General features: G+C 67.8%; 14 protein-coding genes. 8 read left to right on the forward strand and 6 right to left on the reverse strand.

What is annotated here, in order from left to right; genetic code table 11:
- Positions 1-47: 47 nt before the first annotated feature.
- Positions 48-1,181 carry a porin gene (locus ACV22Z_RS18195; RefSeq protein WP_448077676.1) on the forward strand — a complete coding sequence of 378 codons (1,134 nt, stop codon included), beginning with the start codon at positions 48-50 and terminating at the stop codon, positions 1,179-1,181.
- A 162-nt stretch (positions 1,182-1,343) separates the two neighbouring features.
- On the opposite strand, the gene ACV22Z_RS18200 is transcribed toward ACV22Z_RS18195, so the two are convergent.
- The 3 genes from ACV22Z_RS18200 to ACV22Z_RS18210 are packed head-to-tail and all read right to left on the reverse strand — an operon-like array spanning position 1,344 to position 1,964.
- Positions 1,344-1,688 carry a cupin domain-containing protein gene (locus ACV22Z_RS18200; RefSeq protein ID WP_448077677.1) on the reverse strand — a complete coding sequence of 115 codons (345 nt, stop codon included), beginning with the start codon at positions 1,686-1,688 and terminating at the stop codon, positions 1,344-1,346.
- Positions 1,663-1,812, reverse strand: coding sequence for a hypothetical protein (locus tag ACV22Z_RS18205; protein ID WP_448077678.1), 150 nt, complete (start codon positions 1,810-1,812; stop codon positions 1,663-1,665). Before ACV22Z_RS18205 ends, ACV22Z_RS18200 begins: the two co-directional genes overlap by 26 nt.
- Complete coding sequence (locus tag ACV22Z_RS18210) at positions 1,809-1,964, reverse strand: hypothetical protein (RefSeq protein WP_448077679.1); 156 nt, start codon at positions 1,962-1,964, stop codon at positions 1,809-1,811. Before ACV22Z_RS18210 ends, ACV22Z_RS18205 begins: the two co-directional genes overlap by 4 nt.
- Before the next feature lie 473 nt (positions 1,965-2,437).
- Between ACV22Z_RS18210 and ACV22Z_RS18215 the strand changes: the two genes are divergently transcribed.
- Genes ACV22Z_RS18215 through treY form a run of 7 tightly spaced genes read left to right on the forward strand, consistent with a single transcriptional unit; the run spans position 2,438 to position 20,021 of the window.
- Positions 2,438-5,704, forward strand: a complete 3,267-nt coding sequence (locus ACV22Z_RS18215) for an alpha-1,4-glucan--maltose-1-phosphate maltosyltransferase (protein ID WP_448077680.1) — start codon at positions 2,438-2,440, stop codon at positions 5,702-5,704.
- The gene (gene treS / locus ACV22Z_RS18220) at positions 5,701-9,027 is read left to right on the forward strand and encodes a maltose alpha-D-glucosyltransferase (protein ID WP_448077681.1); all 3,327 of its coding nucleotides are present in this window, start codon (positions 5,701-5,703) and stop codon (positions 9,025-9,027) included. Before ACV22Z_RS18215 ends, treS begins: the two co-directional genes overlap by 4 nt.
- Positions 9,020-11,248 carry a 1,4-alpha-glucan branching protein GlgB gene (gene glgB / locus ACV22Z_RS18225; protein ID WP_448077682.1) on the forward strand — a complete coding sequence of 743 codons (2,229 nt, stop codon included), beginning with the start codon at positions 9,020-9,022 and terminating at the stop codon, positions 11,246-11,248. The genes treS and glgB overlap by 8 nt, the downstream gene beginning before the upstream one ends.
- A gap of 4 nt (positions 11,249-11,252) precedes the next feature.
- Entirely contained in the window at positions 11,253-13,487 is a 2,235-nt protein-coding gene (gene glgX, locus ACV22Z_RS18230; protein WP_448077683.1) for a glycogen debranching protein GlgX, read from the forward strand.
- Complete coding sequence (gene treZ / locus ACV22Z_RS18235) at positions 13,484-15,274, forward strand: malto-oligosyltrehalose trehalohydrolase (protein WP_448077684.1); 1,791 nt, start codon at positions 13,484-13,486, stop codon at positions 15,272-15,274. Before glgX ends, treZ begins: the two co-directional genes overlap by 4 nt.
- The gene (gene malQ, locus ACV22Z_RS18240; protein WP_448077685.1) at positions 15,271-17,379 is read left to right on the forward strand and encodes a 4-alpha-glucanotransferase; all 2,109 of its coding nucleotides are present in this window, start codon (positions 15,271-15,273) and stop codon (positions 17,377-17,379) included. Before treZ ends, malQ begins: the two co-directional genes overlap by 4 nt.
- The gene (gene treY, locus ACV22Z_RS18245; RefSeq protein WP_448077686.1) at positions 17,376-20,021 is read left to right on the forward strand and encodes a malto-oligosyltrehalose synthase; all 2,646 of its coding nucleotides are present in this window, start codon (positions 17,376-17,378) and stop codon (positions 20,019-20,021) included. Before malQ ends, treY begins: the two co-directional genes overlap by 4 nt.
- Before the next feature lie 54 nt (positions 20,022-20,075).
- Here treY and ACV22Z_RS18250 read toward each other — a convergent pair whose 3' ends face one another.
- From ACV22Z_RS18250 to ACV22Z_RS18260, 3 genes are all read right to left on the reverse strand, one after another.
- Positions 20,076-20,672 (reverse strand): recombinase family protein, encoded by a 597-nt coding sequence (locus tag ACV22Z_RS18250; RefSeq protein ID WP_448077687.1) that lies wholly within the window; start codon positions 20,670-20,672, stop codon positions 20,076-20,078.
- 54 nt (positions 20,673-20,726) lie between these two features.
- On the reverse strand, positions 20,727-21,305 hold the full coding sequence (locus ACV22Z_RS18255) for a hypothetical protein (protein ID WP_448077688.1): 579 nt from the start codon (positions 21,303-21,305) through the stop codon (positions 20,727-20,729).
- 224 nt (positions 21,306-21,529) lie between these two features.
- Entirely contained in the window at positions 21,530-25,615 is a 4,086-nt protein-coding gene (locus ACV22Z_RS18260; protein WP_448077934.1) for a CheR family methyltransferase, read from the reverse strand.
- Positions 25,616-25,660: the final 45 nt, after the last annotated feature.

Consider the following 25,660-nt stretch of genomic DNA (forward strand, 5'->3'; position numbering starts at 1 on the left):
ACCCGGCGCACACAACAACATTCAACCGTTAAACGGAGCGGAGACACATGAAGTTCTCGAAATGGATGATCGGCGGACTCGGCATGCTGACCGTGCCGGCGTTCGCGCAAAGCAGCGTCACGCTGTACGGCGTGATCGACACCGGCATCGAATACGTATCGCATGCGAACGCGGCAGGCGACAAGGTGATACGCATGCCGGGCATCACCGGCGAGTTGCCGTCGCGCTGGGGACTGCGGGGAACGGAGGATCTCGGCGGCGGATTGAAGACCGTGTTCCAGCTCGAAAGCGGTTTCAATCCGAGGGGCGGCGATCTCGGGCAAGGCGGCCGCCTGTTCGGCCGCCAGGCGTGGGTCGGCCTGCAAGGGCCTTGGGGCACCGTGTCGTTCGGGCGGCAGTATTCGATGACGTTCTGGGGCCTCGCGGATTCCGACATCCTCGGCCCCGACATCTACGGCAGCGCGTCGCTCGATGCGTACATTCCGAACGCGCGCAGCGACAACACGATCGCGTACAAGGGCACCTTTCGCGGGCTGACGCTCGGCGCGACCTATTCGTTCGGCCGGGATTCCGCCGGCACCGGCAACTCGCCGGGACAAGGAACGTGTGCCGGTCAGGTTGCCGGACACTTCACGCAGTGCCGCCAGTGGAGCGCGATGGTCAAGTACGACGCGCAATCGTTCGGCGTGTCCGCGGCCTACGACGAACAGCGCGGCGGCACCGGCGCTGCTGCCAACTTCTTCAACGGTGTCGCGCCGTTCGCGCTGACCGACGCCGGCGACAAGGATATCCGCATGCAGGTGAGCGGCTATGGACAGTTGGGGCCGGTAAAACTGGGCGCCGGATGGGTGGGACGCCATGTCGAGACCGTGTCGCCGGCGGTGCCCGATGTGCGATCGGACCTGTTCTTCGCCGGTGCGTCGTATCAGGTCACCCCTGCTGCGCTGCTCGACGGCGAAGTGTTCCGGATTATCGACTCCAAGCAGGACACGCGAGCGACCATGACCACGTTGCGCGGCACTTACTTCCTATCGAAGGCGACCGCCGTCTACCTGCAGGGCTCGTACTTGTGGAACAGCGCGAAAGCCCGTTACAGCCTGAGCTCCGGAGGCGGCGGCACGACGCCCGCCGCCGGCGTCGGGCAGCTTGGCGTGATGGCCGGCATCCGGCATCTGTTCTGAAGGCGGCCGGTGTCGGAGCCTGCGGATCGGCGCGCGTAGTCGGGCGCGATATCCGGGCCTGCGCTCCGACACCCGAACCCTCCGACGCCGTCCTTCGCGCTGATCGCGTAGCGGGAAATTCAACGCAAACGCGATCCACCAATGTTCTCCGCCCGTTCGATTTCAACCATCGATATCGGTGCGGTCTCCCCGCGTCGAAGGCGTCGACATGACCAGGAAGCGCACGTCCGCGCCGGAATCGTTGCGCGCCTGATGCAGCTTGCCCGGCGCAATCTCGATCCCGCTCATCGGCGGAACGACGTGGATCTTTCCTTCGATCTCCATCGTGAGATCCCCCGACAGCACGTAGAAAAACTGCTTCGCCTTCGAATGAAAATGCCGGCGCTCGTTCGTACCCGCCGGCATCCGCTCTTCGATGACCAGCAGATCGGGCGACTTCGACAGGATCCATCCGTCGCAGACCTCCCTCCACGTGTAATGCTCAGTGTTGTTCGTATTGACGATCATGCGAAACCTTCGTTGTTGAGTCGGGGAAATCGGGCGCGGAGGGACGCAACGTGCACAACCCGATTTCCTCGCCCACGATGGCAACCTTGCCGAAAGCCGGCAGGCCGAACGTCGAGACGCTCATGACGAACCCGCCGCCGGCCGCGCGTCGAACACCCGGACGACCGCCGCCAAATCGTCGTCGCCCAGCCCCAACGCTTCGGTTTCGCGATACTGCGCGAAACAGGCGTCCGTGAGCGGCGAGGATACCGCCGCGTCGCGGGCCGCATCAACCACGGGGCGCACACGTATTCTGTCTTTCCGAGCGGACCATGGCGAGGCGTGTGCGGCACGCGACCGGTAGAAGCACGCTTGCGCCGGTCCTGAGGGTAAGTCAGCACCCGTGCGCAAGCCCCTTTTCTACAAGCGATTGAAGCTTTTTCCCAACGGCGAAGCGAACCGTGCACGCAAAGCGCGCCACGCGCCGCACATTCCACTACCCGCCGCTGGCGCATGGCGCGGACGTGGTTGACCGAAACTTCCCCCCTGCAGCAATTGGCGTGCCTCGACGCTTGACGACGCTATCGCGCGTTGCTCCCATCCTGACCGCAGCCATGCCGCACTGTCATCGGGTCGGGTTGCGATTTGAGGAGGCAACGTCCCAAGCCGCGCCGCCACAGTCGGCGTGGTATCGACCGACTGACGGCAGCCGGGCCAGCGGCATGAATATTGCGCGCATCCACTGCCATCCGCTCCGGAGATCCTCGCCGATGACACGCCTGCCAAGCACGACCCGCGATGCCCCCCGCATCTACTGCCTGCCGCTTCCGTTCGCGTTGGGCCGGGACGCGTGGCTGCAGTGCGTCCGCCGTGCCGCCGAGATGGGCTTCTCGCGCATCCTGACAACATTCGAGACGTGCGGCACGACCCTGTGCGATCCCGCCGAGCCGCTCGCCGCTTACGCCGACGCCGCACGGGCCAACGGCCTGGCGCTGGATCTCGTGATCGAGCGCCAGGCAACTTCCGTTGCGCCGTCATTCGCTGTCGACGGCGCATCCGCTGCGGGTCCGCTGCCCGACCCCCGCCGCGCGCTGCCGGCCGCGGCACCGCCGCCCGAGACCCCGGCTGCGCCGCATGGCGACGACCTGACCCGGCGCCTGATCGCCCTGGCCGGGTACGGCATCTCCGGCTTCTGCCTGCGCGGCGTCGACGCCGTGCCGATTGCGACATGGTCCGACCGCCTGGCACGCGTGCGCGGCACGCGGCCGGGCACGGCGTTCTTTGCATGGACGCCGGGCCTGTCTCGCGCGCGCATGATCGATACCGCCGACGCGAGCTTTGACGGCGTGTTCCTGTCGTCGTGCTGGTGGGATTTGCGTGCCGCATGGCTGCTCGACGAGCATGCGGACCTGGCAACGAGCCCATGCCGCATCGCGTTGGCCGACGATCCTTTCGGCGCGCGCGCGCTCGACGCCGTGCCGCCCCGACACCGAATGCTGGCGTGCCAGCGCGCACTCGCCGTCGCCTTCGAACTCGGTGACGGCATTCTCATGCCGGCCGGAATGGAGTTCGCCTGGTCCGATCTGCTCTGGCGAGCCATACGCACGCCCGCCGACCTGAATGCCGCCTGGCAGGCCGCCGAGTGCGATTTCGCAGACGCCATCGCACGCGGGAACGCCCGCCTCGCGCGCCGGTCCGCCGCCATGGCGCAGGTGGACGGCGGCGTCGCGCTGCAACGGCTGGCCGGCCCGTCAGCGCCGATCGCGATGCTCGCGCGCGTGCCCGGCGACCGTCGGCGCCGTGAACTGCTGCGGTTCGTTGCCGCCAACGTCAGTCTGTCGGACACCGCGTCGATCGACGCGACCGGCTGGTCGTGGCACGACTGCACGCATGTGCAGCCGCTCGACGACGATGACACGCCGGTCGGTTCGCCGCAGCCGGTCGACACGCTGAGGCTGGCGCCCGGCGAAGTGCGTGCGTGGCGCGCCACGCGCCCGGCGCCGGTAACCAGCCGCGCCGCGCGCGCGCAACGCGACGGCCATGCCGCCGGCAAGGCCGTGCGGGTCGCAGAAGACGCCGTGCGCGCCCCGCGCCTCTTCATCGATGCGATCACGCCCGCCGTGGACAATGGCCGCTTTGCGGTCAAGTGTGTCGCCGGCGAAGCGGTTCGCGTCGAGGCCGACATCGTGATCGACGGGCACGACGTGCCGTCGGCCGTGCTGCTGTGGCGGCCGGCCGACGTGGCCGACTGGCACGAAATCGACATGGCGCCGCTCGGCAATGACCGCTGGACCGCCGAATTCCGGCCGGACCGGATCGGCCGCCACGAATTCACGATCGAGGCGTGGCGCGATCCGTACGTCAACTGGTGCCGCGAAGTCCGCAAGAAGGCCGATGCCGGGCAGGACATCTCGCTCGAGCTGCGCGAAGGCGCGCTGATGCTTGCCGACATCGCACGACACGCTGTCACCGCCCGTGCGCGATTGGCGCTCGAGCGTGCGAGCCGCGTCGACGATACGCTCGATGCCGGGCGGACGCTCTCGGCGCTGACCGCCCCGGCATTGGCCGACGCGGTGTCCGCCGCACGCGTGCGCCCGCACGTATTGCGCCACCTGCCGCCGCAGCCTGTCGATGTCGAGCCCGCGCTGGCCGGCTTCGCGAGCTGGTACGAACTGTTCCCGCGTTCGCAAAGCAACGATCCGTCCCGTCATGGCACCTTCGACGACGTGATCGCACGCCTGCCGGCGATCCGCGCGATGGGCTTCGACGTGCTCTATTTTCCGCCGCTCCATCCGATCGGCACGAAGCACCGCAAGGGTCGCAACAACAGCAAGTCCGCGGCACCCGGCGACCCCGGCAGCCCGTATGCGATCGGCGCCGGCGAAGGCGGCCACGACGCGCTTCACCCGGCACTGGGCACGTTCGACGATTTCCGGCGCCTGAACGAGGCGGCGCACGCGCACGGCCTGGCCCTCGCGCTCGACTTCGCCGTGCAATGCTCGCCCGATCACCCGTGGCTCGTCTCCCATCCGGGCTGGTTCGACTGGCGCCCCGACGGCTCGCTGCGCTATGCGGAGAACCCGCCGAAGAAATACGAGGACATCGTCAACGTCGATTTCTACACGGACGACGCGATGCCGGGCCTGTGGCTCGCGCTGCGCGACGTCGTGCTGTTCTGGATCGGGCATGGCGTCACGCTGTTTCGCGTCGACAACCCGCATACCAAGCCGCTGCCGTTCTGGGAATGGCTGATCGCGACGGTGCGCGCGGATCATCCCGAGGTGGTCTTCCTGAGCGAAGCGTTCACGCGGCCGAAGATGATGTACCGGCTCGCCAAGATCGGCTTCTCGCAGTCCTACACGTACTTCACGTGGCGCCATTCGAAACAGGAATTCATCGACTACCTGAGCGAGCTGACCCGGCCCGATATTGCCGCGTACTTCCGGCCGCATTTCTTCGTCAACACGCCCGACATCAATCCGGTGTTCCTGCAGACGAGCGGCCGGCCCGGCTTCCTGATCCGCGCCGCGCTAGCGGCGCTGCTCTCGGGGCTTTGGGGGGTCTACAGCGGTTTTGAACTGTGCGAATCGGCGGCGCTGGCCGGCCGCGAGGAATATCTCGATTCGGAGAAGTACCAGCTGCGCGCGTGGGACTGGCATCGGCCCGGCAACATCACGCAGGAGATCGCGCAGCTCAACCGTATCCGGCGCGCGCATCCGGCCCTGCACACGCATCGCGGGGTGACGTTCTACAACGCGTTCGACCCGCACATCCTGTACTTCGCCAAGGCCACGCCGCGTCGCGATGACGTCGTGCTTGCGGCGATCAATCTCGACCCGTTCGCCACGCACGAAGCCGACTTCGAGGTGCCGCTCTGGGAGTGGGGTCTGCCCGACGATGCCGCGCTGGCCGCGGAAAACCTGCTCGACGGCACACGCATGACCTTCCACGGCAAGCGCCAGCATATGCGGCTGGCGCCTGACGCTCCATACGCGATCTGGGCCGTGCGCCCGCTTGACCGCGAGGCCTCGCCATGAAACGAGAACCGTACTTCGAACGCCTCACCGCCGATCCGCTCTGGTACAAGGACGCGGTGATCTACCAGCTGCATGTCAAGTCGTTCTTCGACGCCAACAACGACGGCATCGGCGATATCGCCGGGCTGCTGGCCAAGCTCGACTACATCGCCGAGCTCGGCGTCGACGCGATCTGGCTGCTGCCGTTCTATCCATCGCCGCGCCGCGACGACGGCTACGACATCTCCGCCTATCGCGACGTGCACGCCGACTACGGCACGCGCGCCGACATGAAGCGCCTGATCGCGGCCGCGCACGCGCGCGGCATCCGTGTGATCACCGAGCTCGTCATCAACCATACGTCCGACGAGCATCCGTGGTTCCAGCGCGCGCGCCGCGCGAAGCCCGGCTCGTCGCATCGCAACTACTACGTCTGGTCCGACACCGGCCGCGAGTACGCCGGCACGCGCGTGATCTTCGTCGACACCGAAGTCTCGAACTGGTCCTACGACGACGTCGCCGGCGCGTACTTCTGGCATCGCTTCTACTCGCACCAGCCCGACCTCAACTTCGACAACCCGCAGGTGGTCAAGGAAGTGCTCGCCGTGATGCATTTCTGGCTCGACCTCGGCGTCGATGGCCTGCGCCTCGACGCCGTGCCTTACCTGGTCGTGCGCGAAGGCACCTCGAACGAGAACCTGCCCGAGACGCACGACATACTGCGCCGCATGCGCGCCGATCTGGATGCGCGCTACCGGAACCGCATGCTGCTCGCCGAGGCCAACCAGTGGCCGGAGGACGTGCAGCAGTATTTCGGCAGCGGCGACGAATGCCACATGGCGTTCCATTTTCCGTTGATGCCGCGCATGTACATGGCGATCGCGCGCGAGGACCGGTTCCCGATCACCGACATCCTGTGGCAGACCCCACAGATCCCGTCGACGTGCCAGTGGGCGATCTTCCTGCGCAATCATGACGAGCTGACGCTCGAGATGGTGACCGACAGCGAGCGCGACTATCTGTGGGAGGTTTATGCGACCGACCGGCGCGCGCGTCTCAATCTCGGCATCCGGCGCCGCCTGGCGCCGCTGCTCGAGCGCGACCGCCGCCGCATCGAACTGATGAACAGCCTGCTGCTGTCGATGCCCGGCACACCCGTGATCTACTACGGCGATGAGATCGGCATGGGCGACAACATTCACCTCGGCGACCGCGACGGCGTGCGCACGCCGATGCAATGGTCGTTCGACCGCAATGGCGGGTTTTCGCGCGCCGATCCGGAGCAACTGACGCTGCCGGCGATCCAGGGGGCGCTGTACGGCTATGAGTCGGTCAATGTCGAGAGCCAGACCCGCGATCCGCACTCGCTGCTGAACTGGACGCGGCGCCTGATCGCCACGCGGCGCAACCACCAGGCGTTCGGGCGTGGCTCGATCGAGTTCCTGCAGCCGGTCAACCGCAAGGTGCTCGCCTACCTGCGCGAATACGAGAACGATCCGCCGCTGCTGTGCGTGGCCAATCTGTCGCGCGCTTCGCAGGCGGTCGAGCTCGATCTTTCGCGCTTTGCGCGGCGCACGCCGGTGGAATTGCTCGGCGGCTCGGCGTTTCCGTCGATCGGCCAACTGACCTACCTGCTGACCCTGCCGCCGTACGGCTTCTACTGGTTCGAGCTCAGCGACGATACGCAGGCGCCGCGGTGGAACGCCGAGCCGTCCGAGCAGCTGCCGGAGTTCATCACCCTGGTCTGGCGGGCCGGCGAGCCGGTGCTCAGCGGCGCGCACCGCCAGGCGCTCGAGCAGAAGGCGCTGCCGCAGTACCTGCCGAAGCGGCGCTGGTTCGCCTCCAAGAACGGCAAGCTGCATCGCACTCACCTGGCATCCATCACGGCGCTCGAAGGCACGCCGGCGCCGACGTTCCTGTGCGAGGTGGAAAGCGACGTCGAGACGGATGGAAAGACCGCCACGGAGCGCTATCTGCTGCCGCTATCGATCGCGTGGGATCAACCGGGCATGCCGCCGCTGCCGGGACAGCTCGCGCTGGCACGCATCCGGTGCGGGCCGCAGGTCGGCTTCCTGACTGACGCGTTCGCCGTCGCGCCGTTCGCGCGTGCGCTGTGCGACGCGATGCGCAGGCAGGCGCGCCTGCCCGTCGGCGGCCATGCCGATGGCGGCATGATCGAATGCGACGCATCGGCCGCGCTCGCGGCCGACATGTATGGTGCCGATGCCGAGATCAACTGGATCGCCGCCGAGCAGACCAACAGCACGCTGTCGATCGGTCACGCGCTTGCGCTGAAGCTCGTGCGCCGCGTTGTCGCGGGCGTGCACCCCGAGGCGGAAATGGGCCGCTACCTGAGCGAGCACGGGTTCGCCAACGCGCCGGCGTGGCTCGGCGAAGTGCGCCGCCGCGATGCCGCCGGCGCGCCGCACACCCTCGCCATTCTGCAGGCTTTCGTCGAAAACCAGGGCAACGCGTGGGATTGGGCGTTCGAGACGCTGACCCGCCTGACCGAGGAACTGTCGCACGACACCGACATCGACGACGCATCCGACGACGAGACCGCCGAGTACACGCGCTTTGCCGGCGTGGTCGGGCGGCGCCTCGGCGAAATGCACGCCGTGCTCGCCCGGCCGAGCGAGCATCAGGACTTCGCGCCGCGACGGGCAACGCCGGACGACTGCGCGGTCTGGGCCGCCCGTGTCCGGGCCCAGGTCAACGACGCGCTCGATCTGCTCGCGCACCACCGGCAATGGAACGACAAGGCGACGGCGCAACTGGCGCGGCGACTCGTCGATCAGCGTGCGCCCCTGCTGGCGCTGGCCGAGCGGCTGTGCCGGGATGGCGTCGGCACGTCGTGCCAACGCATCCACGGCGATTTCCATCTCGGCCAGGTGCTGGTGGTGCAGGGCGATGCCTGCCTGATCGATTTCGAGGGAGAGCCGGTGCGGCCGCTCGCCGAGCGGCGCGCAAAGGCCAGCCCGCTGCGCGACGTGGCCGGCCTGTTGCGCTCGCTCGACTATGTCGGCTATGCCGTCGCCGGTAGCGGCGAGCAGATGCCGCAGCCGCTGCTGGCGCGCCGCGATGCGTTCCTGCGCGATGCGATGGATCGCGCCGCCACGGCATTCCTCGACGCGTACCGCGCCGCCGTCGGCACGGCGCCGCCCGGCCTGGCCGAGGGCGCAGGTCGCACGGCCCTGCTCGATGCGTTCCTGCTCGAAAAGGCCGCGTACGAGATCGTCTACGAATTCCGGAATCGTCCGGCATGGGTGCCGGTGCCGCTGCGCGGGATGACCGAGCTCGCCCGCCGGCTGCTTGCCAGACATGGGGAGGCTCCGCGTGGCTGAGGACCGCTCCGATCCGCTCGCCGGGCTCTGCTCGGAGAGCCTGCAAGCCCTGATCGGCGGGCGCCATGCCGATCCGTTCGCTTTGCTCGGGCCGCATCGGGTCGACGGCCGCTGGCTCGTGCGCGCGTTTCTGCCCGGCGCGCACGCGGTGTCGCTCGAGCTCGACGGCGACATCCGCGTGCCGACGGTGCATGCGCACCCCGACGGCCTGTTCGTCGGCATCCTGCCGGAAAACGGCCAGGCCGCCGCCGCGCCTGCGTACCGGCTGCGCGTGCGCTGGCCGGCCACCGAGCAGGTGTCCGAGGATCCGTACGCGTTCGGCCTGCTGCTCGGTGACCTCGACCTGCACCTGCTCGCGGAAGGCCGGCATCTCGAGCTCGGCGCCTGCCTCGGCGCGCAGCCGATGACGATCGATGGCACGCCGGGCGTGCGTTTCGCCGTGTGGGCGCCGAACGCGCGGCGCGTGTCGGTGGTGGGCGACTTCAACAACTGGGACGGCCGCCGTCATCCGATGCGCCTGCGCCATCACGCCGGGGTCTGGGAACTGTTCGTGCCGCGCCTCGGCGTCGGCGAGCGCTACCAGTACGAGCTGATCGGCCCGCACGGCGGCCTGCTCCACCTGAAGGCCGACCCCGTCGCGCGCGCCGCGGAGCTGCCGCCGGCCACCGCATCGCGCGTGGCCGACCCCGCGCCGTTCCCCTGGAGCGACCACGCGTGGCTCGCGACCCGCGCGCAGCGCCAGGCCGCCAACGCCCCGCTGTCGATCTACGAGGTTCATGCCGGTTCATGGCTGCGCGATCCGGACGACGGCGCGCGCCACCTTCATTGGGACGAGCTGGCCGACCGGCTGATCCCGTACGTCGCCGACATGGGGTTCACGCACATCGAATTCCTGCCGCTCTCCGAACATCCGTTCACCGGTTCGTGGGGCTACCAGCCGCTCGGCCTGTTCGCGCCGACGGCACGCCTCGGCGAGCCGGCTGCGTTCGCCCGTTTCGTCGACCGCTGCCATGGCGCCGGCATCGGCGTGATTCTCGACTGGGTGCCGGCGCACTTCCCGACCGATCCGCACGGCCTGATGCAGTTCGACGGCACCGCGCTCTACGAGCACGCCGATCCGCGCGAAGGCTTTCACCAGGACTGGCAGACGCTGATCTACAACCTCGGCCGCAACGAAGTCGCGAATTTTCTGCTGGCCAGCGCGCTCGAATGGCTGACGCGCTATCACGTCGACGGCCTGCGCGTGGACGCCGTTGCATCGTTGCTGTACCGCGACTACAGCCGCGCCGCGGACGCATGGGTGCCGAACATTCACGGCGGCCGCGAAAACCTCGAAGCCATCGCGTTCCTGCGGCGTTTCAATACGGTCGTCGCCGAACGGTGTCCGGGCGCGGCGACCTTCGCCGAGGAATCGACCGCGTGGCCCGGCGTGAGCGCACCGGTGGCCGCCGGCGGGCTCGGTTTCAGCTACAAATGGAACATGGGCTGGATGCACGACACGCTCCAGTACATGTCGCGTGACCCGATCTACCGGCGCTATCACCATGACGAGATGACCTTCGGCCTCATGTACGCGTTTGCCGAGCGCTTCGTGCTGCCGCTGTCGCACGACGAAGTCGTCCACGGCAAGCGCTCGCTGCTCGGCCGCATGCCCGGCGACCGCTGGCAGCGCTTCGCCGGCCTGCGCGCCTATCTGGGCTTCATGTGGGCGCATCCGGGCAAGAAGCTGCTGTTCATGGGCGGCGAGTTCGGTCAGGATACCGAATGGAACCACGACGCGTCGCCGGCCTGGCACCTGCTCGACGATGCGGACCACCAGGGCGTGCAGCGTTTCGTGCGCGACCTGAACCGCTGCTATCGCGGCATCACCGCGCTCCATGCGCGCGACACCGAAGCCGACGGCTTCGCGTGGGTCGTCGGCGACGACCGCGACAACAGCGTGTTCGTGTTCCTGCGCCGTAGCGGCGCGTGCGATGCGCCCGGCCAGGTGCTGGTCGCGCTCAACCTGACGCCGGTGCCACGCTTCGGCTATCGCGTCGGCGTGCCGCGGCCCGGCCGCTGGCGCGAAATCCTCAACAGCGACGCGACCTGCTACGGCGGCAGCGGCATCGGCAACCAGGGCGGCGTGACGGCCGTGCCGGAACCGAGCCATGGCCTGCCCGCCTCGCTGAGCCTGACGGTGCCGCCGCTGGCCTGCGTGTTGCTCCTCCAGGAGGAGTAAGCCGATGGCGCGCTTTGCCGACCGTCTCCTGCCCGGTGTGGCGGCGCCGCTCGGCGCGCGCTGGGACGGCCTCGGCGTGAATTTCGCCGTCTTCTCGGCCAACGCTTCGCGTATCGACCTGTGCGTGTTCGACGAGAGCGGCGGCAAGGAGCTGGCGCGCATGACCCTGCCCGAATGCACCGACGAGGTCTGGCATGGCTACCTGCCCGGCGCGGGCCCCGGCCTCGCCTACGGCTATCGCGCCTACGGCCCCTACGACGTTGCGCACGGCCACCGCTTCAACCCGGCGAAGCTGCTCCTCGATCCGTACGCGAGGCAGCTCACAGGCAGGCTGCGGTGGTCCGATGCGCTGTTCGGCTACCGTGTCGCGTCGCATCGCGCCGATCTTTCGTTCGACCGGCGCGACAGCGCGCCCGCGATGCCGAAGGCGGTGGTGGTCGACGACAGCGCGCACTGGGACGATCCGGACCGGCCGCACGTGCCGTGGGACGATACCGTCATCCTCGAGGCGCACCTGCGCGGGCTGACGAAGCAACTCGACGTGCTGCACGGGCCATCGCGGGGCACCTTCGCAGCGCTCGCATTGCCGCGGGTGATCGAACATCTGCAGCGCCTCGGCATCACCGCGATCGAGCTGCTGCCCGTGCATGCGTTCATGCAGGACCGCTTCCTGCTTGCACGCGGGCTGCGCAACTACTGGGGCTACAACACGATGGCCTTCTTCGCGCCCGAGCCGTCGTACCTCGCCAGCGGCAGGCTCGATGAAATGCGCCACGCCGTACGCAGCCTCCACGCGGCCGGCATCGAGGTGATCTTCGACGTGGTGTACAACCACACCTGCGAAGGCAACGAACTCGGGCCGACCATCTCGTGGCGCGGTCTGGACAACGCCAGCTATTACCGCCTCGTGCCCGGCGACGAGCGCCGCTTCATCAACGATACGGGCTGCGGCAACACGCTCAACCTGTCGCATCCACGCGTGCTGCAAATGGTGATGGATTCGATGCGCTACTGGGTCGCAACGCTCCACGTCGACGGATTCCGCTTCGATCTCGGCGTCACGCTCGGCCGCGAGAGCAAGGGCTACGATCCGGGCGCGGGCTTTTTCGACGCGATCCTGCAGGATCCCGTGCTGTCGCGCCTGAAGCTGATTTCCGAACCGTGGGACGTCGGCCCGGGCGGCTTCCAGCTCGGCAACCATCCACCCGGCTTTGCCGAATGGAACGGGCACTTCCGCGACACGGTACGGCGCTTCTGGCGCGGCGACAGGGGTGTGCGACCCGAGCTCGCGGCCCGCCTGCTTGCGTCGGCCGACGTGTTCGACCGCCGCCATCGCAAGCCTTGGGCCTCGATCAATTTCGTCACCGCGCATGACGGTTTCACGCTGGCGGACCTGGTCGCTTACGCGCATAAGCATAACGAAGCAAACGGCGAGAACAACCACGACGGCACACCGGACAGTTTCAGTGCGAACTGGGGTGTCGAGGGCCCGACGCACGACCCGGCCATCCGTGCGCTGCGCGCCCGAGTGTTGCGCTCGCTGCTGCTGACCAACGTGCTCGCGAGCGGCACGCCGATGCTGCTGTCCGGAGACGAATTCGGCCGCACCCAGGAGGGCAACAACAACGCGTACTGCCAGGACAGCCCGCTGTCGTGGCTGGACTGGAACCAGGCCGCATCGCCCGAAGGCGCGGCGCTGACGGCGTTCGTGGCACGCGCGACGGCGCTGCGGCGCGCGATGCCGCTGCTGCGCGTCAAGCAATTCGTGCACGATGCGAGGGACGTCGCGCCGGACCTCAAAGGCACCGCCTGGTTCGACGAGCGCGGCATCGAACTGACACCTGACGACTGGCACAACCCCGAGGGCCGCGCGCTCGTACTGCGGCGCGCAGCGCGCAACGCGCGCGGCGATATCGATCTGGCGTTGTGGCTCATGAACGGCGCCGGCATATCGCTGTCGTTCACGCTGCCGCCGCCCGGCGCTCACTGGCGCATGGAAATCGGCACCGCCAAACCCGAGGCCCTGCCGCACGCGATCCATGGGCCGGCCATCGAGATCGCCGCGCATAGCGTGGCGATCGTGACTGGCTGCGTCCGCAACGATCAGCACCCGCCTGAGGCCACGCCGGACGCACCGACCATACCGGCCACACCACCGGAAGATCAGGCTCGAGCGACAGCGGCGCCTTCCGGCGACGCCGCGCCGCCGCCCGCGCCCGACAGCGGGGAAACCGCATGATGCCCCGCACCTGTCGCCATCCGCTGCCATTCGGTGCCGCGCTGCAAGCCGACGGCACCGCGCGCTTTCGCCTGTGGGCGCCGGGCCACCCGGCGGTGATGCTCGCCGTCGACGGCCGGGCCCGCGTGCCGATGACAGCGCAGGCCGACGGCTGGCACGAGGCCGTGCTCGCCTGCGCCGCCGGCACGCGCTACCGCTACTTGCTCGCGGACGGGACGGCACTGGCCGACCCGGCCTCGCGCGCGCAGGACGGCGGCCCGCACGACGCGAGCATTGTCGTCGACGCCGGCGCGTTCCGCTGGCGCCACACCGCCTGGCAGGGCCGGCCCTGGCACGAGACGGTGCTGTACGAACTGCACGCCGGCGCGTTGGGCGGATATGCGGGCGTCGCCGCGCAACTGCCGCGGCTTGCCGAGCTTGGCGTGACGGCAATCGAGCTGATGCCCGTCGCCACCTTCGGCGGCACGCGCAACTGGGGTTACGACGGTGTGCTGCCGTTCGCGCCTTCAGCCGCCTACGGTTCGCCCGACGCGCTGAAGTCACTGATCGACGACGCGCATGGTCTCGGCCTGATGGTGTTCCTCGATGTCGTCTACAACCATTTCGGCCCGGACGGCAACGTCATGGGCCGCCTGGCTGCCTCGTTCTTCGACGCGTCGCGACGCACGCCGTGGGGCGACGCGATCGATTTCAGTCAACCGGCCGTACGCGAATTCTTCATCGAGAACGCGTTGTACTGGCTGTTCGAATACCGCTTTGACGGCCTGCGCCTCGATGCCGTCCATGCGATCGGCGACACGTCGTTTCTCGTCGACCTGGCCCGCCGGGTTCGCTCGGAGACGGCGCGGCGCGAGCCGGGCCGGCACATCCACCTCGTGCTCGAGAACGAGGACAACCGGGCGAGCCTGCTCGCGCACGATTTCACTGCGCAATGGAACGACGACGCGCACAATGCGATCCACGTGCTGCTGACCGGCGAGCATGACGGCTATTACGGCGACTTCGCAAAGGCCCCGGCCGCGCGACTGGCACGTTGCCTCGCCGACGGGTTTGCGTTCCAGGGCGAGCGGGTCGCGCGCCTCGCGCGCCAGCGCGGCGAACCGAGCGCGTGGCTGCCGGCGACTGCGTTCGTGACGTTCCTGCAGAATCACGATCAGGTCGGCAACCGCGCCCACGGCGAACGGTTGACGGCACTGTGCGACCCGCGGGCGCTGCGCGCGGCTGTCGCGCTGCTGCTCCTGTCGCCGCAGATCCCGTTGCTGTTCATGGGCGAGGAATGGGGCTGCACGCAGCCGTTCCTGTACTTCACCGATTACCACGACGCACTGGCCGACGCGGTGCGCGAAGGCCGGCGCACCGAGTTCGCGCACCAGCGCGCGTTTGCCGACCCGGCGGCGCGTGCGGCGATTCCCGACCCGAACGATATCGGCACGTTCACACGCTCGTGCCCGACGCCGGACGACGCGAACACGCCGGGGCACGCCGCATGGCTGGCCTGGTACCGGACCTTGCTGGCTACGCGACGCGCGATGCTCGTGCCGCGCCTGCCCGGCACCCGCGCGCTCGGCGCCGAGGCGATCGGCGCCGGCGCCGTGCGGGCGCGCTGGCGCATGAACGATGGCGCCGCGCTGACCCTGTGCGTGAACCTGCACGGGCAAGCCGTCAGCTGCACCGCAATGCCGGCGGGCACGGTGCTGTGCAGCACACCCGACGACGCGGCGATGCGGCTCGCGGCCGGCATGCTGGCGCCGGCCAGTTGCGTCGCATGGCTGGAGGCGCCGGCATGAACGCCTCTGCCGACGCCCTTGCGAATCTGGCCCGGCAGGCCGGCATCGCGATCGACTGGCAGGATGCCGCCGGCCATGCACGCCACGTCGAGGCCGATACGTTGCGCGCCGTTCTGTCGGCGTTCGGCCTGCCGTGCATGACGGCCCGGCAATGCGGCGACAGCGCGGCGCGGCTGCACGACGCGGCACGCGTCGTCGACGCGCCGCCGTTGCTGATCGCGCGCTGTGGCGAACCGGCTTCGCTGCCCTGGCTCGGCGGGCGAGGCCGCATGCGCTATCGGCTCCATTGGGAAGACGGCGGCACGCACGACGGCCACGTCGCCGCGGGCGCCGGAGGCGACGCACCGCGGCTGCCGCCGCTCACCCGGCCCGGTTATCACGGCCTCGAAATCGGCGACAGCCACCTGACGGTCGCCGTCGCGCCACCGCGCTGCCATGAGTTGCCGCAGCGTGCGCGCGAATGGGGCCTGGCGGTGCAGCTCTATAGCCTGCGGCACGAGCATGACGGCGGACTCGGCGACTACGGCGCGCTGGCCGACCTGGCGCGCGCGGCGGCACCGCTCGGGGCTCAAGCGCTCGCCGTGAGCCCGGTCCATGCGATGTTCGCGGCGCGTCCTGCGCAGTACAGCCCCTATTCGCCGTCGAACCGCAACTGGTACAACGTCGCTTACGTCGATCCGGCCATGTGTTGCGGCACGCACGCCGTACGTGAAGCGGTGGTGTCCCTGGCACTGTCGGCCGGCTTCGCGCGCCGCGAGTCGCAGCAGCTCGTCGCGTGGGCACCGGCGGTGCGCGCCCGCCTGCGGGTTCTGCGGTTTCTGTTCGCGCAGCGCGACCGGTGGCTGAGCCCGATGCAACGCGCGTCGCTGGACGCGTTCCGCGACGCGGGCGGCGCGCCGCTCGAACATCATGCGTGCTTCGAGATGCTGCATGCCCGCCTGCGCCGCGAGCATGGCGACGACTGGCGCCGCTGGCCGGCCGACGTGCGCGCACCCGAGTCGCCGCACGTCGAACGCTGCGCGCGTGAACATCGCGACGAGGTGGCGTTTCACGTGTTCCTGCAGTGGCTCGCGCGCGAGGGCCTCGCGACGGCGCAGCATGCCGCGCGCGATGCAGGCATGTCGATCGGCCTGCTGGCCGATCTCGCAGTCGGCGTCGACCCGGCCGGCAGCGAGTGCTGGTGCCACGCCGCCGACATGTTGACCGGCGTGGCACTCGGCGCGCCGCCTGATCCGTTCAATCCGCTCGGGCAATCGTGGGGCCTGTCGACATTCGCGCCGTGGGCGTTGCGGCAGCATGGCTACCGCGCATTCATCGCGATGCTGCGGGCCGTGCTCGCCCATGCGGGCGGCGTGCGCATCGATCACGTGCTCGGCCTCGCGCGCCTGTGGATCGTGCCCGACGGCATGCCGGCCGCCCACGGCGCTTACCTGCGCTACCCGCTCGACGACATGCTCGCGCTGGTCGCGCTCGAATCGTGGCGCCATCGCGCGATCGTGCTCGGCGAGGATCTCGGCACGGTGCCGCCGGACCTGCGCACGCACTTGTCCGCGGCGGGCTTGCTCGGCCTCGACGTACTCTGGTTCGCGCGCAACGGCGACGATTTCACGTTGCCCGCACGGTGGCGCGCCGAGGCCGTCGCGATGACCAGCACGCACGATCTGCCGACCGTGGCCGGCTGGTGGCGAGGCCGCGATATCGCGTGGCGAAAGCGCATCGGGCTCGGCGAACTCGCGCATGATACGCATGACGCGCGGCGACAGCGGCGCACGTCGCGCGTCGCGCTGTGGCGTGCGCTGCGCGACGCAGGGCTGGCGCCCGGGGCGCCGGTCACGCCGCCGCGCGAGCCGCCGCTGGCGGCAATCGCCGCGTTCGTCGGCCGCACGCCGGCGCCGCTCGCGCTGTTGCCGCTCGAGGACGCGATCGGCCAGCGCGAGCCGGTCAACCTCCCCGGCGTGGTGACGGGGCACCCGAACTGGCGCCGGCGCCTGCCGGCCGCGGCGCCGCGCCTGCTGGCCGACGCCTGCGTCGTCGCTCGGCTGCGGGCGCTCGTGCAGGCGCGCGAAGAAGTGCGCGACGAGGTGCGCCAAGAGGTGCAGCGATGACGCAGCCGACCGCGACACTGCGGCTGCAGTTTCATCACGGTTACCCGTTCAGTGCCGCGGAGGCTTCGATCGACTATTTTGCGGCGCTGGGGATCAGCCATCTCTATGCATCGCCGATCTTCGCGGCACAGCCCGGCTCACGTCATGGCTACGACGTCGTCGATCCGAACCTCGTCAACCCCGAACTCGGCGGCGAGACGGCCTTGCGGCGCCTAGCCGCGCGGCTGCACGACAAGGGCATGGGCCTGATCCTCGACATCGTGCCGAACCATATGGGCATTGGCGCCACGAACCGCTGGTGGCGCGACGTGCTGACCCATGGCCGGGCGAGCCGCTACGCGTCGTTTTTCGACATCGACTGGGCGCACCGTGCGATCGATGTGCGCGGCAAGGTGCTGTTGCCGGTGCTCGCCGAGCCGCTCGCCACCGTGCTTGCGCGTGACCAGCTGCGACTGGCATGGGGAACCGATGGGGAACCCGAGATCGACTATGCCGGGCAGCGGTTCCCGTTGTCCCCGGCCACGCGCGACGCGGCGTTGTCCGTGCGCGCTGCCGACGACTGGCACGCGCTGCTCGAACGCCAGCATTACCGGCTCGCATGGTGGCCGCTCGGCCGCGACGCGCTCAACTGGCGGCGATTCTTCGACATCACGACGCTCGCGGCCGTCCGCGTCGACGATCCGGCGGTATTCGACGCGAGCCATGCGCTGCTGCTGCGCCTGTTCGGCGACGGACTGATCGACGGCGTGCGCATCGATCACATCGACGGCCTGGCCGACCCGGGCGCGTATTGCCGGCGGCTGGCGCATGCGCTGCGGCGCGCGGGCCGCCGCCAACCGTATGTCGTCGTCGAGAAGATCCTGATGCCCGGCGAGACGCTCGACCCGGCCTGGGGTACGGACGGCACGACGGGATACGATTTCATGAACGACGTCGCGGCGGTGCTCCATGACGACACGAGCGCCCAGGCACTTACCGAGATATGGCGGGAGCACAGCGGCGACGCGCGCAGCCTCGCGGCGCACGTCGTCGCCGCCCGCGCGCAATTGCTCGACGAGACGTTCGGCAGCGAAATCGCACGGCTGATGGCCGTTCTCGGCGATATCGCCAGCCGCGAGCCGTCCGTTTGCGACGTCAGCCCGGCCGCCATCGAGCGGTGCGTGCGCGCATTGGCGCGCCACTTTCCCGTCTACCGCGCGTATCCGTCTGCCGGCCCGCGCAGCGCGGTCGACGCGGCCGTCTTCGCGGCAGCGCTGCAACGCGCGCGGACCGAATTGCATCCGCTCGACCGGCCCGTGCTTGCGCAGCTCGACCGCTGGCTCGGCGCCGACGCGCCGCGACGGCGCCGGCGCCTGCGTGACGCGCAGATCCGCTTCGCCCAGGTCACCGCGCCGCTCGCGGCGAAATCGGTCGAGGACACGGTCGGCTATCGCTGGGCCCGCGCGCTGTCGCGCAACGAGGTCGGCGCCGACCTCGCGACACTCGGCCTGTCCGTCGCCGCCTTCCACGCGGCCAACGCGGCGCGGGCTGCCACCTCCCCGCGTACGATGCTGACGACGGCCACTCACGATCACAAGCGCGGCGAGGACGTGCGCGCGCGTCTGGCCGTGCTGAGCGAAGTGCCCGAGCGCTTCGCGGCGGTCATGTCGCGATGGCGCGACGATCACGCGCCGTATCGGGCGACGCTGGAGCGTGGCGTCGCGCCGTCGCCGGCTGACGAACTGATGCTCTATCAGACGCTGATCGGCGCGTGGCCCGCGGCATGGCTCGCCGAGCCTGCTCGCAGCGCCGCGGCGCCTGCCGGGATCGACGCATTTGGCGAACGCATCGCCGCGTGGCAACTGAAGGCGATTCGGGAAGCCAAGCTGCGCACGTCGTGGCTCGCGCCCGATGACGCCTATGAAACGGGCTGCCGCCGTTTTCTCGAAGCGATCCTGCACACGCCTGCGTTCGTCGCGGGGCTCGACGACTTCGTGCGCGGCATCGCGGCAGCAGGCGCGCTCAACGGCCTGGTGCAGACCTTCCTGCGCATGACCTCGCCGGGCGTGCCCGATCTTTATCAGGGGTGCGAATTCTGGGATGAAAGCCTCGTCGATCCGGACAACCGTCGGGCGGTCGACTTCGCGGCACGGCAGGCTGCGCTCGAGCGGATGAGCGATTCGCCGCGGCTTGCCGACGTCGACGAGCGGCTCGCACATTGGCATGACGGCCGAATCAAGCTGGGCCTGATCCGCGACACGCTCGCGATGCGACGCACTCACGCGCGATGTTTCGAAGGTGGCGCGTACGTGCCGCTGCCGGTCACCGGCGTCGCGACCGACCATGCGATCGCCTTTGCACGTTGCGCGGGCGAGCGCGCAAGCGGGGCGGTCGTCGCCGTGGCAAGCCGGCTGGCCGCACGTTGGCTCGCGGGACGCGCGGTGCCTTGCATTCCGCCGCACTATTGGCGCGACACGGCCATTCTGCTGGCGCCCGCCGCGGCATCGGAGTCGAGCGCCGTCGCGCTGCCTGCCATGCCACGCAAACCAGCCGCTTGGCGCGATGCGCTGACTTCATCCGTTCACGTGCCAACCGACGACATGCTCTGGTTGCGCGACGTATTGCGCACGCTGCCGGTCGCGCTGCTGGTGCCGGCCGGATAGGGTCCAATGCAAAACCGAGTCGCGCCACGCTGCGGCAGCGCGCTTGCGTGACGGTCAGTCTTCCGTTTCAGCAGCCGCGGAGGACGCCCGTATCCGCATGACGGTCTGACGCGACGTGCCGAATTGACGTGCGACTTCGCTGACCGAAAGGCCGTTGTCGAGCGAACGTTTTACGCGTTCCTGATCGTGGCGCGAAAGCGAGGCTGGCCTGCCCGTATGCTGTCCGCGTTCCTGCGCGAACTTCAGGCTCCTTTGGCTGCGTTGGCTTCTCGTCGCGATTTCCATCTGCACGATCGCCCTCAACATTCTGACTGCCTGCCGTTCGGGACGGCCCGCGAGATCCACGTTGCCGAGTTCGACGCACAGGACGGAAATATTCTTGTTGCGGCATTCCATCAGCGTCGCCAGGACATCTCGCGCGCTGCACCCGAGCGCGGACAGTTCGAGCACCACCAGGGAATCGCCGGGCGCAGCGCGCCGCAACAGGCCCTTCAGTTCCGGCCGATCCGCCGCCGCGACGTACGGGTGCACCTGGTCGAACACGACGCGGCTCAGCACGACGGTATGGCCAGCTTTGTCGAGCGCGATCAGCGCCTCCTCCTGATCCTGGTGGTCGGCTGGTTTGTTGAGGTAGAAGTAAGTTCGATGCACGACTATTTCCGAAAAATGGACGGGCTGCCGGCCGACATGTCTTCCACGCGGTGGCTATGACCCGGCATCGGATACGATCGCCCACACGATCATGTCGATCGAGGTCGGCTTGACAAGGATGGTGTCGAACCCCCTCCAGTCATAATTTTCGAGCGTCGGCGGAACGATTCCGATGATACGTGCGTCGGGGTATGTATCGAAAGAATTGGCAGCGAGCACGCATGCATCGCGCGGATCTCGCTCGATATCGAAGATGACCGCTGCAGCGGGCCCGTGTCTGATCGCGCGTTCGAGGCGGTTGCTCGGGATCGCGGTCGTTCCGAATCCTCGCAGGCGCAACAAGAGCGCAATCGATTCACCAACGTGCTCGTTGCCGTGGAGAATCACGACGCACTTGCCGATATGCTGCGGCTGGCCGTTCGTCACCACCGCACTGCGCAAGACGGCTTCGCTGCTCAGCCAGAGCAGCCGGGCCATTTCATACGCTTCCAGTGCTGTTTGCAGGGCTGCCTCGTCTGCGAGCGGATTGATGGAAAGCGCCCGTACGCGTACCTCGGCGGCTTCGAGACGTCGGGCAGCTTCGTCGAACTGGGCCTTTGCATGGTTGTCGCGATTGTCGATGCCATTCGTCATGTCAAGCAAGGCTCCCGTTTCCCGTCGCGGGCCGAGGAAACCAGGAGCAGGCGTCCGGCAAACGCGCGTCAGCGACCGATGATTGAATCTGCGCGAAGCATGCCGCGGCTCTTGTCGCGGCATGCCTTCCATTCATACAGTATGGACGGTGCGCGGAAGTCTCGCCAGTTGCTTCCGTTCCGCGGCGGGACTGCGCATCATCGGCAACGCCGGTAGCGCGAGCATCAACGACGCAACCGTGCAAAAAGCGACAGCAAATCTTCGAGCGTCACCGGCTTGACCAGATGCGCGTCGAAGCCGGCATTCGTGGCCTGCTTGACGTCGGCTTCCTGGCCAAAGCCGCTGAGCGCAATACAGGTCACCGCTCTGAGCGCTGGCGCTTCGCGCAGTTTTTCGATGAACGCGAATCCATCCATGCCGGGCATGCCGATATCGGACAGGACGAGGTCCGGTACGTTGCCGTCGAGCATGGACAAGGCTTCTTCGCCGCTGGTCGCCGTCTGAACGACGGCGCCATCGCTTTCGAGCAGGAGCTTGAAGGTTTCGACGGTTGCCGCATCGTCGTCGACCATCAGGATGCGCAAGCCGTGCAACGATTCGGCCGCGATTGCGCCGGCAGCACGCGTATTGGCGACCGCGCGCTGAGTCGGGAGCGTGATCGTGAACGTCGCACCGCGGCCGACGCCTTCCGATTCCGCGCGCACGGCGCCGCCATGCAGGTTCACGAGATCCCTGACCAGCGCAAGGCCAATGCCGAGGCCGGCACGGCGTGCCTTCGGGTCCCTGCTTTGCTGGAACATGTCGAAGACGTGCGGCAACAGCGACGGCTCGATGCCGCTGCCGGTATCGGCCACACGCAGCACGGCCTCGGCATGTTCGTTGACCTGCAACGAAACATCCACCGAGCCGTGATGGGTGAATTTCAGCGCGTTGCTGATCAGGTTCCAGACGGTCTGTTCGATTCGCGTGATGTCGGCGTGAATGATGACGGGCAAGTCGGTCACGGCGACATTGAGCGCGAGGCCACGCTGGCTCGCTTCGGCCTGAACGGCGTCGGTGACGCGCCGCACGACCTCGCGCATGTCGACGGGCGTCCGCACCACCGACAGCTTGCCGGTCCGTACGCGCGAGATGTCGAGCAAATCGTCGATGATCTGGGCTTGCCCCAGCACGGTGCGCCGGATCGTATCGGTTGCGCGCAACAGGTTCAGGTTTTGCCGGGTTTCCGGCGCGCGCGCAATCAGCTCCGCGCTCGCCGAAATCAGATTGAGCGGATGCTTGAGCTCGTGGGATACCACGGCGAGGAATTCGTCGCGGCGCCGCTGGGCATCCCGCTCGCCGGCTTCTCGAAGGGGTTCGGGCTTCGCGTCGCGGGCGGCCGTGGCGGACTGGGCGAATTCTCCCAGGTCGCGAGCGATTTTCGCAAACCCGTGCACGCCCGGTTCATCCAGACGCGACAGCACGCCGCTCGCAAAGAAGCGCGTGCCGTCCTTGCGCTGATGCCAGCGTTCCTCCTCGGTGCGCCCGTTCAGCCGGGCCTCCGTGAATTCGCGCACGGCGACGTTGGCGACCCGGTCTTCCTCGGTCGAAAGAAGATCGGCGGACTGCCCGATCATTTCCGCTTCCGTGTACCCGAAGATCCGTTCGGCGCCGGCATTCCAGCTCGTGACCAGGCCGTCGTCGTCGAACGTGATGATCGCGTAGTCCTTGGTGCCGGCAACGATCCGCATGCGCCGTTCGCCTTCGCGCAGCCGGTCTTCGGCCTGACGACGGTCCGTGATATCGACGAACGACAGCACCGCGCCGTCGATGCGATCTTCCGTCGTGCGGTACGGAACGAAGCGCGCGAGATACCAGCGTCCGTCGTTGCTCTTCAGTTCCCGTTCGATCAGGCGCAGCGAATCGAACGCCTCGGCCGCATCGTCGGCGAGCTTCGCATATTCGAGCCGATGCGTGATATCGAGCAACGACCGGCCGATGTCGGAAGGAATGATGCTGAAAACATCGGTCGCACGCGGCGTGTAACGCTTGATGCAGATATTGCGATCGACGAAGATCGTGCCGATGTCGTTCGCGGCGATCAGGTTCTGCAAGTCGTCGTTGATCTTGTCTGTCTCCTCCACCTTCGATTTCAGCTCGGCATTGACGGTGGTCAGCTCTTCGTTGATCGACTGCAGTTCTTCCTTGCTGGTTTCGAGTTCCTCTGTCGCCGAACGCAGTTCTTCGTTGATGGCCTGAAGCTCTTCGTTGGAGGCCTTCAGCTCTTCCGTCGACGTTTCCGACTGCTCGATGGTCGACTGAAGCTGTTCCTTCGTACGCTGCAACTCGCGCTCGAGCTGGCTGATGATCGGGTCTTTCTGCGCGTCGGCCGTCGATGTTTCCGATCCGCTCATGCTGTCTTCGACTTCATCGAACAACACCAGAACGAAATCCGCATTGGCCTCGGGATCGTGCACGGGACGCGCCGTCATATTGACGAAATACGAACGCCCGTCGCGCTCTATCCTCACGCGTCGCGCTTCCACACTGCGATTCGTGTGCAACGCCTGGTAGATCGCAGTACGCAGTTCGAGCCGCAGCTCGGGCCGCACGACCGCGATGATGTTGTGAGACGGCTCGCCACCCGAATACTCCAGGAAGCGCCCCGCGCGATCGGACAGGTGGACGATTTCGGAATCGCGGCTGACGAGCACGCTCGGCGGCGCATGTTGCTCGACGAGGCGCTGATGCAGGTCGCCGAACGAGAAGCGGCGGCGCCCCGGCGGCTGCACCGTCGACACGATCGGCCGCGTGCTCAGCGTTCCGGAAATCGCCACCGGAACGGGGGTGTCGCCGCGCACCGCCATGTTCGCGCGATAGATGCGGTTGCGCTTGTCGACGACGGTGAACATCGAACTGACGCTATCGGCCGATTCGGAACTGCCGAGAAACAGCACGCCGCCCGGTCGCAGCGCGAAGTGGAACATCTTCAGAATTTCGATCTGGGCCTCCCGATCCAGATAAATCAGCAGATTGCGGCAGCAGATCAGATCGAGCCGGGAGAACGGCGGGTCGCTCAACACGTTGTGATGCGCAAACAGCATGTGCTCGCGCAATTCCTTCTTGACCCGATAGTGCGCGGTGTCTTTCGAAAAGAACTGGCGTACGCGGCCCGGCGTCACATCGGCGAGAATGGAATCGGGATAGAGGCCGGCACGCGCGAACGAGATCGCCCGCTCGTCGATATCGGTCGCGAAGACCTGGAACGAAATGCCGTCGGCCGACTTCAGCGACCGCTCCTGCAGCAGCATCGCCAGCGAATAGGCTTCCTCGCCGGTCGCGCATCCGACCGACCATACGCGAATGCGATCCTGCTCGTCTCGCCCCTCGAACAGCCGGGGCAGGACTTCCCGCTCCAGCACGTCGAACGCCTCCTTGTCGCGGAAGAAGTTCGTGACGCTGATCAGCATGTCCTGCAGCAGCGCCTGGGTTTCCTCCGTGTGCAGATGGAGGTGGTCGCGGTACGCCTGCAGATCGGTGATGCCATTGACCTGCATGCGGCGCTCGATCCGGCGCAGCACGGTCGCCCGCTTGTAATGACGAAAATCGTGCGCAGTGCGGGTGCGCAGGATGATCATGATCTCGCGCACCGCGCGCTCGGCCGCCTCGTTGACCAGTTCTTCCTGGCGCTCCTCGCTTTCGACGGCGGGCAGATGAATTTCCCTTGCAGTCAGCCACAGGTCCATCAGCCGTTGCGGCATCTCCGCCGCAGTGGCCACGAAGTCGACCATGCCGGTCGCAATGGCGCTGCGCGGCATGCTGTCGTATTCCGCTTCCGCCGGATCCTGGGCAAACGTGATGCCGCCCATCTCCTTGACTCTCGACAGCCCGACGGAACCGTCCGAGCCGGCGCCGGACAGCACGATGCCGATTGCGCGTTCGCGGTGGGTTTCCGCCAGCGTCCGGAAAAACAGATCGATGGCGGCTCTGCGCCCCCCTCCTTCCTCAGGTTGATTGGGCGCGACGCGCAGATAGTCGTCGACCATCGTCAGTTCGAGCGAGGGGGCGATCAGGTAAACGTGGTCGGGCTGGATGGCCGTGGCGCTCGTGACCTCCAGCACGGGCATGCTGGTTGCCTTCTGCAGCAGGGAGGCCATGTTGCTTTCGTGATCGGGCGCCAGGTGCACGACCACCACAAACGCCATCGACGTGTGCGCTGGCAGCGCTTCGAAAAATGCCAGGAGCGCACTCAACCCGCCCGCCGATGCGCCGATTCCGACGATCGGATAATTGGCCTGGCTCGGGAGAGTGTGACCACGTCTTTTCGGCATGGCTGCTTGTCCTGTTGGAATAATATTGGGGTATTCGCGGCCAAG

The sequence above is a fragment of the Burkholderia sp. PU8-34 genome, assembly GCF_053427725.1.